The following is a 7,832-nucleotide window of genomic DNA, read 5'->3' on the forward strand; positions in this document are numbered from 1 at the left end:
AATTTCTGCGCCGGGCAACTTTGGAGCCAGGCGGTGTTGTAATGCTGTGGAAAAGAGACCCCCAAAACAGGAAACGGCGGTGCCCAGGGAGGAGGAGGGGCACCGCCGTTCTGTCAAACACCAGGTTAAAGGGAGGAGGAAACCCGGTGCATCTGATCCCGGCTGTTGGCCGGTATAGGGTGCGGTGGCATCAGGGAGGAGGAGGATGCCACCGCGTAGGACAGGTCCTTAGGGAGGAGGAGAAAGGACCTGATCTCGTAAACTCAGTTTTGGCCGTAGGCCGCTTCAAGGGCGACGGACTTCAGCATGCTGCGGTGCAAACCCAGGTCTGCCAGCTCGCGGTTGCTCAGGGCAGACAGTTCGCTCAGGGTCTGACGATAGATGCGGTGCTGTTCGAATTTTTCGCGCGCCACCTGAAACATGCCGGCCAGGTTCGGGGCTGCAAATGTCTTGCGGGTGCTGATCGGGTTCAGGGCTGCCATCGTTTCGTCTCGTCTCGCTATGCTTGGGCCGTCCGCCCATGTGTTCGTCTCTGTTGAAGCTAAGATAGCAAAATGCTGCGGATGCACAATCCGGGTCTTGGTCATTTCTGCTATGCAGCAAGTGCATGGGTACATGAGGTATTTTTCACATTCTGCCCAATTGCCGCGCAATTTCCATGCCCGATGCGGTGCCTTTGGGCAGGATTTGATCGCGCGCGCCGTTAACGCTCCCAATTTGTCGCTTGGGCTGGCTTCGCGCAGCGCCTATATCCGCAGCAACGCCCCCAAAGGCAAAAAAGGAGATTGCGCTGATGGCTGTGACCCAGGAAGAGATTCGGACCGCGCTGGAGCGCCTTGCCCTGCCGGATGGCGGCACGCTGGTGTCACGCGACATGCTGCGCGCCCTGCGGGTCGAGGGCGGCACCGTGCGATTTGTGATCGAGGCCCCCTCGCCACAGATCGCCAGCCAGATGGAACCGCTGCGCCGCGCCGCCGAGGCCTGCGTGCGGGAGCTGCCGGGGGTGGAAAATGTCTCGGTGGTGCTGACCGCACATGGCCCGGCGCCCGCGAAAGCCGCGCCAAAGGCCGAGGCGCCGAGCCTCAAGATCGGCGGCCACCCCAAACCGCAGGCCGCGCCGATGAAGCCCTCCGGGGTGAAACGCATCCTGGCGGTGGGCTCTGGCAAGGGCGGCGTCGGCAAATCCACCGTCAGCGCCAATCTCGCCGTTGCGCTGACGCGGCAGGGGCGCAAGGTCGGGCTGCTGGACGCGGATATCTACGGCCCTAGCCAGCCCCGCATGATGGGCGCCTCGGGCCGCCCCGCCAGCCCCGACGGCACCAATATCGAACCCTTGCACGCCCATGGGGTCACCCTGATGTCGATCGGCTTTATGGTCGAGGAGGGCAAGGCGGTGGTCTGGCGCGGCCCGATGCTGATGGGCGCGCTGCAACAGATGCTGACCCAGGTGAACTGGGGCGAACTAGACGTGCTGATCGTCGATCTGCCGCCCGGCACCGGCGACGTGCAGCTCACGCTCTGCACCCGCTCGGAGCTTTCGGGCGCCATTGTGGTCTCCACCCCGCAGGATGTGGCGCTGCTGGATGCGCGCAAGGCGATCGACATGTTCAACACGCTGAAAACCCCGGTGCTGGGGCTGATCGAGAATATGTCCTTCTTCACCTGCCCCGATTGCGGCGGCACGCATAATATCTTTGGCAATGGCGGCGTGGTGGCCGAAGCGCAGAGGCTTGGCCTGCCGCTGCTCGGGGCGCTGCCTATTGATCTTGAGACCCGCCTTGCGGGCGACAGCGGCACGCCCGTCGCGGCGGGCGAGGGGCCGATGGCTGACGCCTATGCAAAGATCGCCCGCGGGCTGATCGAGGGCGGCATGGCCTGAGGCCGAATAATGCAAAACGCGCGGGCGTCGGGCGCAGACCCTACGCCCGCTGACGCTCCGGCAGCTCCATCTCCAGCCCGGCCTGAAGCAGATCTTCCACGAACCAGGCGGCAAACTGCGCCCGCCCAGAAACCCCGGCCTTGGCATAGATCCGGGTCAGTTGCGCCCGCACCGTGCCCGCGGCCGCGCCGCGGATCTCGGCGATCTGGGCCACATCCAGACCTTTCAGCGCAAAAAGCCCCACGTCGCGCTCCGCCGGGGTCAGTTTCCAGGCCGCGAACTGCGCGTCGATCACATCCGCCAGCGAGCCCCGCGCGGTTTCCAGCGCGCGCTCCTGCGCCGCCATCCGCGCCAATGTCACGCGAAGCTGCCAGATGCCGACGGCAACGCCGACGATCAGCGCCACCGAGACCAAGCCCTCAAAGACACTATGCGGCTCGCCGGGGTCCTGAAACAGCTCGCTCGCCGCGTCGCCGACAAAAAACACCGCCGCCGTGGCCTGAAGCAGCAAGAAAGAGGCAAGAGCCACGGAGGACCGCCGCTCTTTGCTCTTTTTGCGCCGCTCTGTCATGGCTTGCGCGATCCCAGCAGCATCGGGCGCAGCAGGTTCCGCCTGAGGGCGCGGCTCTCGATGGCCACCCCGGCGACATGCAACCCGGCAAGGATCAGCAGAAAATTGGCAAACACCTCATGGATCTCCTCGGCGACGTCCTTGATGGCCTCATTGTTGCCTGTGGGGGGCGCGGCTGCAAGCGCCGACCAGTCCCCTGCGGCAACAGCGGCTTTTTGCTCGGCCAGGGTGACCGGGCTTTGGGCATCCGTCATCACCAGACCGGTGAGGGTGATCACCGCCAGGCTGCCCCAGAGCGCATAGACCATCAGCGCGCCCGCCGGGTTATGCGAGCGATGCTCCCGGGGCCGTCCTCGCAGCAGATCACGCAGATGGGCAATCGCCGCCCTTGGGGCAGGGGGGAAGGCCGAAAACCGCGCCTCGGCGGGGCCCACCAGCCCCCAGGCCAGCCGCAGCGCCAGCACCGCCAACACGCCCCAGCCGATCCAGACATGCCAGGTGCCGCCGCCCTTGTTCAAAAGCCCATTGCACAGCACGGCCAGCGCGATCAGCCAATGGGTGATGCGCACCAGCGGATCCCAGGGATCGGGCGGCACAATGGTGCCACCCGCCCGGGTCCGGTTCTGGACCTTAGTCATCCGCTTTTACCTTGGCGACGGCGCCGGTCTGCGGGTCGATGTAGACTTCCCAATGGTTGTTGGCCTCATCGTGGCATTTGGCTTCGATCTTGCCATCTTCGGCTTCAAATTCGGGCGCCATGCATCCGGCGGCTTCCAGCGCGGCGGTGGCCTGTTCGGGATCGGTGCCCATGATGTCGCCCACGGTGGGCATCGCAACCGCAGAGAGCGGCATCAGAACGAGGGCGGATACGGTCAGAAACTTGGTCATGGTCAGTCCTTTTCGGGATCATCTCGGCCGGACGGTCTGCCCGGGCCTGCCATTTGAATGGGGATGAACCCGGCCCGGATCGATCCCCGATCCGCTGACAAGGCCGCTCATAAGCGCCCGCTTACGGCTTCAAAGGGCCTTCCGGCCGTCAAAACCCAGGCGGCTAGGCCGGGCCGCCGGCACATCCCGGTTGCGCGGCGAACGGGCGTTGCAATTGCCGACGCCAGCCATGAACGAGACGTTTACCGAATCCATGACTTCGTGCCATGCTGACAGCCAAACGACAAAGAGGACCGAATACACACCAAAGACATTAGCCTGGGAGGAGCTAAACATGAATCTGAGACCGGACCCGACATTCCACGCAACACCAAAGCTCGCCATGGAGGCGCCGCCGGAAACGCTGGCCTTCACCTTGATGCTCAGCCCGGACGGATCACAGCCCGACGGTTTGGCCGTGGTCGACGTGAACCCGAAATCCGACAGTTATGGCCAGATCGTCCACCAGGTCATCATGCCCAACACGGGCGACGAATTTCACCATTTCGGCTGGAACGCCTGTTCCTCGGCGCTCTCGCCCCTGACCGGTCACGCCTTTCTGGAACGCCGCTATCTGATCATCCCGGGCATTCGCTCGTCCCGTATCTATGTGATCGACGTCAAGGAACCGCTCAAGGCCAAGATCCACAAGATCATTGAACCCGAGGAGGTCTTTGCCAAGACCGGCTACTCGCGCCCGCACACCATTCATTGCGGCCCCGAGGGTATTTATGTCTCCACCCTTGGCGGCGGCGGCGAAGACGGCACCGACGGCCCTCCCGGTATCTTCATCATGGATTGCGAAACCTTTGACATCCTGGGCCGCTACGAGATGGACCGGGGCGAACAGGACAAACACTATGATTTCTGGTGGAACCTGCCGCGGGACTACATGATCAGCTCCGAATGGGGCCTGCCGCCGCAGTTTGAAAACGGCATCGTCGCCGAGGACCTCCTGTCCAACAAATACGGCCACAAGATCCATTTCTGGAACCTGCGCGAGCGGCGCAACGTCCAGACCATCGACCTTGGTTCCAATCACCAGATGGCGCTGGAAATCCGGCCCGCCCATGATCCCTCCAAGGATTACGGCTTCTGCGGCGTGGTGATCGACACCACCAATCTGCAAGGCGCTATTTTCACCTGGTGGCAAAAAGACGATGGCACCTTCGAGGCCAGGAAAACGATCACCATTGATCCGCGCCCCGAAAAGGCCGAGAACCTGCCGCCGCTCTTGCAGGGCTTTGAGGCGGTGCCGCCGCTGGTCACCGATATCGACCTCAGCCTTGACGACAAATATCTCTACGTCGCGTGCTGGGGGCTGGGCGAGATGCACCAATATGATGTCTCCGACCCTATGAACCCGGTTCTGGCTGGCAAGGTCGAGCTGGGCGGTATCGCGCGTGACACCAAACATGTGAATGGCAAGCCCTTCGTCTTTGGCCCGCAAATGGTGGAAATCAGCCGCGATGGCAAACGGGTCTACTGGACCAACTCGCTCTATTCGACCTGGGATGACCAGTTCTACCCGGGGCAGGAGGGGGGCCAGATGGTGATGGCCAATGTCGGTGAGAACGGCGGGCTGGAGCTCGACAAGGACTTCTACCTCGACTTCCCCAAGGGCTACCGGAGTCACCAGATCCGCCTTGAGGGCGGCGATTGTTCCACCGATAGCTTCTGCTATCCCTCCGTCTGACAGGTCCTCTGACAGGTGGAGAGCATTCATTCAGCAACGGCCCTTTGGGGGGCCGTTGTCGTCTCTGGGATTTATCATGGGGTCAATCCCGGCATGGGCTGGCCGCTGGCGGTGTCCGCCGCGTTGATGGACCGCAAACGGGCAAGCCTCTTCAAGGCGCTCCTGGCGCTTGCCGGTGGGCATCTGCTGGCGATGGTCGCGATTCTGTTTCCCTTCACCGCGCTGCTGTTTCTTGCCGAGTGGCAGCGCGAGATCCAGATCGGAGCGGCCTGCCTCGTGATCGCGCTGGGGCTTTATCTGCTGCTGAACCGCCGACATCCGCGGTTTCTCGCGCGCGTCCCCCCCTCACGGCTGGCGCTTTGGTCCTTCCTCGCGGCGATGGCGCATGGTGCCGGGCTGATGCTGGTGCCGATCTATCTGGGCATTTGCCGCACGACCGAGACCGATGCAGGCCATGCCGCCGCCGCCGAACTCATGGTCGGAAACGCCGGAATCGCAGGCGCCGTCGCGGCCGTCCACACGCTCGCCATGACGTTGTCCGGCGGCGTGATCGCCTATGGCGTCTATCGCTGGCTCGGCCTGCGTTTCCTGTCCAGAAGCTGGTTCAACCTGGACCTGGTCTGGGCGCTCAGCCTGATCCTTGTGGGAACGATCTCTTTGCTGGTGACCCAATAGGCCCAGATCCCTGCCATCCTGTATGTGCAGGTTGAGATTTTTATCTGACGAGGAGGCCCCGCTGCGGCGGTGAAGTTCAACGGGGCTTATCGGCGCGCATGATCCATAAGCGCGACAAGGATGGCGTTCCGATCTTTCGCATGACCGCTGCCCTCTCGGCTGTCGGCCTTGGCTCTGTGCCCTCATGGCTGCGGCCCTATGCGGCGCTCTCCACCGGCGAGAAATTCCGCGCCGATCTTGCCCGCGTCTTGTGCGAACGCCCCGGCCTCTTTGTGATGGATGAGTTCACCTCGGCCATTGACCGCCGCGTAGCGACCATCGCCGCCGGGGCCTTTGGCAAAGCGTGGCGGTGCGGGCCGGGCCAGTTTGTCGCCGTGGCTTGCCATGATGACGTGGAAGACTGGCTGCAGCCGGATTGGGTGATCGATACCGGACGCGGCGGCGAATTTGCATGGAGGCGTCTTCGACGATGCCCCAGCCTTGAGGTCGAAATCCACCAAACCGACGGCTCTCATTGGCCCACCTTTGAGCCGCATCACTACCTGAAAACCAACAATGTGATCGCCGGGAGCTTCTATCTCGCCCGCGCCGAGGGCGTCGATGTGGCCCATCGGGCGGTTACGCCCCGCCCCGCCCCGGCCTGCGCGAGGCGCGTGCCTGCCGCTTTGTTGTTTTGCCAGAGTGGCAGCGCTTGGGAATTGGGCTGCGGTTTCTCACTGAGGTTGCCGCCCTCTGGCGGCGCGGCGTCAACCGGTTTGAGCGCCCGATGCCCACCCTGATCAACACATCGCATCCGGGCCTGTGCCGCCGGTTGTGCGCGCAAGATCAATGGTTGCAGACCTCATGCCTTCTATACGGCGGGGCAAGAAAGCAGGTCGGGCTGAGAGGGGGCATGGCGGGGCACTTGCGTGCCGTGCAGGGGTTTCGCTACATCGAATGAAACCGCGCTTAAACGCCCCTTCAATCCCACCTCAGCCCAAAATCAGGCTTACCGCCTCACTCAGACAGGATGACAATGCGGACACCCAACCCGTGCGCGGCGAAAGTCTTGAAGGATCCGAAAGGAACCGCTGCTTCGATGTGGATGAATGAGGGCTATTCGCAGGGGCTCCTCTAACATGTATTCGATTGAAGAGAGATATCGAGCGGCATAAGGTCTCAGTATTGAAAGCCTACGCGGAGACGGCCTTGATCAACTTAGAGCCAACAGTTTCGCAGCTTGAAAAGCTTCTTATGGAAAATACTGAAGCCAGCGTAACCTATGCTGCTCTTGAATGCCGTTTGGCTATCGAGAGAATTTGCTATGAAAGGCTCCGGTTAGCGCATGATTACATTTCTCACGATGATCTGAGGAAGTGGCAGCCGAGCGATATTGTGAAGACGCTCATTCAGGAGGTTGATGCCAAAGCCGCCGAGACTTTTACGCTTTCCGTAGCGCGGGAGCCCTTCCCAGAAGGTTCTCCTCCGCCCACTCGTGAGGATTACGATGCGATGGAGTGGCTTCCCGTCGGCACTCAAGTCGGCTTCGCACCCAATAGGCTCGGGAAGCTATGGAACGGACTTGCGAAACTCGCCCTACATATCGAAATCCCGACCTCGAAAGATGCGACCGTCAAACAATACGGTGACATCCAAGCTATGACGTCCAAGGTCAAACAGGCTCTTGCGAACATCAAGCGAATTTCCGAAGGCACATTGATGCTTTCTGGCATGGGTGAGGAAGTTTCTTTTGAGTGTAGCTGTGGTTCAAATAACAAGCGGCGACTTGAACTGCTAAAGGACCGGCAGACTATTAACTGCATAAATCCCGATTGTGATGAAAGCTAAGGCTACGTCCAGTCTGACATGTCCTTCAGGCGCAGAACCTTTAAGATTGTTTGCCGCGCCTGTGAAACATCCCACGACATTCCTAAGCGGATGGTGGAGAAGCTCAGGACCGACCAACACATTCACTTCGACTGTGACGGGTGCAGCGAGACCATTTATGTGTCATGGCGCCCCATGCAAGGGGTAATCCCCCCGTTTCTGCGGGGACTTGGTCGTAGAATTTACGCGGCCGTTCTCAGTTTCTGGGCGGGGGTCAT

General features: G+C 61.7%; 9 protein-coding genes. 5 read left to right on the forward strand and 4 right to left on the reverse strand.

The window, feature by feature from the left end; all coding sequences use genetic code 11:
* Window positions 1–263: 263 nt before the first annotated feature.
* Window positions 264–587 carry a DUF1127 domain-containing protein gene (locus HCZ87_RS18575; RefSeq protein ID WP_368484146.1) on the reverse strand — a complete coding sequence of 108 codons (324 nt, stop codon included), beginning with the start codon at window positions 585–587 and terminating at the stop codon, window positions 264–266.
* A 206-nt stretch (window positions 588–793) separates the two neighbouring features.
* Between HCZ87_RS18575 and HCZ87_RS18580 the strand changes: the two genes are divergently transcribed.
* Window positions 794–1,879, forward strand: coding sequence for an Mrp/NBP35 family ATP-binding protein (locus tag HCZ87_RS18580; RefSeq protein ID WP_167646236.1), 1,086 nt, complete (start codon window positions 794–796; stop codon window positions 1,877–1,879).
* Window positions 1,880–1,919: 40 nt separating this feature from the next.
* On the opposite strand, the gene HCZ87_RS18585 is transcribed toward HCZ87_RS18580, so the two are convergent.
* The 3 genes from HCZ87_RS18585 to HCZ87_RS18595 are packed head-to-tail and all read right to left on the reverse strand — an operon-like array spanning window position 1,920 to window position 3,338.
* On the reverse strand, window positions 1,920–2,408 hold the full coding sequence (locus tag HCZ87_RS18585) for a helix-turn-helix transcriptional regulator (RefSeq protein WP_368484147.1): 489 nt from the start codon (window positions 2,406–2,408) through the stop codon (window positions 1,920–1,922).
* Between the two features lie 38 nt (window positions 2,409–2,446).
* Complete coding sequence (locus HCZ87_RS18590) at window positions 2,447–3,088, reverse strand: cytochrome b/b6 domain-containing protein (RefSeq protein WP_167646240.1); 642 nt, start codon at window positions 3,086–3,088, stop codon at window positions 2,447–2,449.
* Window positions 3,081–3,338, reverse strand: coding sequence for a PepSY domain-containing protein (locus tag HCZ87_RS18595; RefSeq protein WP_167646242.1), 258 nt, complete (start codon window positions 3,336–3,338; stop codon window positions 3,081–3,083). The genes HCZ87_RS18590 and HCZ87_RS18595 overlap by 8 nt, the downstream gene beginning before the upstream one ends.
* A 334-nt stretch (window positions 3,339–3,672) precedes the next feature.
* Here HCZ87_RS18595 and HCZ87_RS18600 point away from each other — a divergent pair, with 334 nt between their 5' ends.
* The 4 genes from HCZ87_RS18600 (at window position 3,673) to HCZ87_RS18615 (ending at window position 7,575) form a co-directional block, all read left to right on the forward strand.
* Window positions 3,673–5,073 (forward strand): selenium-binding protein SBP56-related protein, encoded by a 1,401-nt coding sequence (locus HCZ87_RS18600; protein ID WP_167646245.1) that lies wholly within the window; start codon window positions 3,673–3,675, stop codon window positions 5,071–5,073.
* Window positions 5,074–5,088: 15 nt separating this feature from the next.
* A complete protein-coding gene (locus HCZ87_RS18605; RefSeq protein ID WP_167646247.1) occupies window positions 5,089–5,748 on the forward strand; it encodes a hypothetical protein in 660 nt (219 codons plus the stop codon).
* Window positions 5,749–5,846: 98 nt separating this feature from the next.
* On the forward strand, window positions 5,847–6,527 hold the full coding sequence (locus HCZ87_RS18610) for a hypothetical protein (RefSeq protein ID WP_167646249.1): 681 nt from the start codon (window positions 5,847–5,849) through the stop codon (window positions 6,525–6,527).
* 385 nt (window positions 6,528–6,912) lie between these two features.
* On the forward strand, window positions 6,913–7,575 hold the full coding sequence (locus HCZ87_RS18615) for a hypothetical protein (RefSeq protein ID WP_167646251.1): 663 nt from the start codon (window positions 6,913–6,915) through the stop codon (window positions 7,573–7,575).
* The last annotated feature ends 257 nt before the right edge of the window (window positions 7,576–7,832 follow it).

The organism is Phaeobacter sp. HF9A, assembly GCF_011806385.1.
Lineage (GTDB): Bacteria > Pseudomonadota > Alphaproteobacteria > Rhodobacterales > Rhodobacteraceae > Epibacterium.

Bases quoted from the DNA above. Each gene is read 5' to 3' on its own strand.
- HCZ87_RS18575 (WP_368484146.1), bottom strand. From the start codon at position 587: ATGACCAAGACCCGGATTGTGCATCCGCAGCATTTTGCTATCTTAGCT.
- HCZ87_RS18580 (WP_167646236.1), top strand. From the start codon at position 794: ATGGCTGTGACCCAGGAAGAGATTCGGACCGCGCTGGAGCGCCTTGCC.
- HCZ87_RS18590 (WP_167646240.1), bottom strand. From the start codon at position 3,088: ATGACTAAGGTCCAGAACCGGACCCGGGCGGGTGGCACCATTGTGCCG.
- HCZ87_RS18595 (WP_167646242.1), bottom strand. From the start codon at position 3,338: ATGACCAAGTTTCTGACCGTATCCGCCCTCGTTCTGATGCCGCTCTCT.
- HCZ87_RS18600 (WP_167646245.1), top strand. From the start codon at position 3,673: ATGAATCTGAGACCGGACCCGACATTCCACGCAACACCAAAGCTCGCC.
- HCZ87_RS18610 (WP_167646249.1), top strand. From the start codon at position 5,847: ATGATCCATAAGCGCGACAAGGATGGCGTTCCGATCTTTCGCATGACC.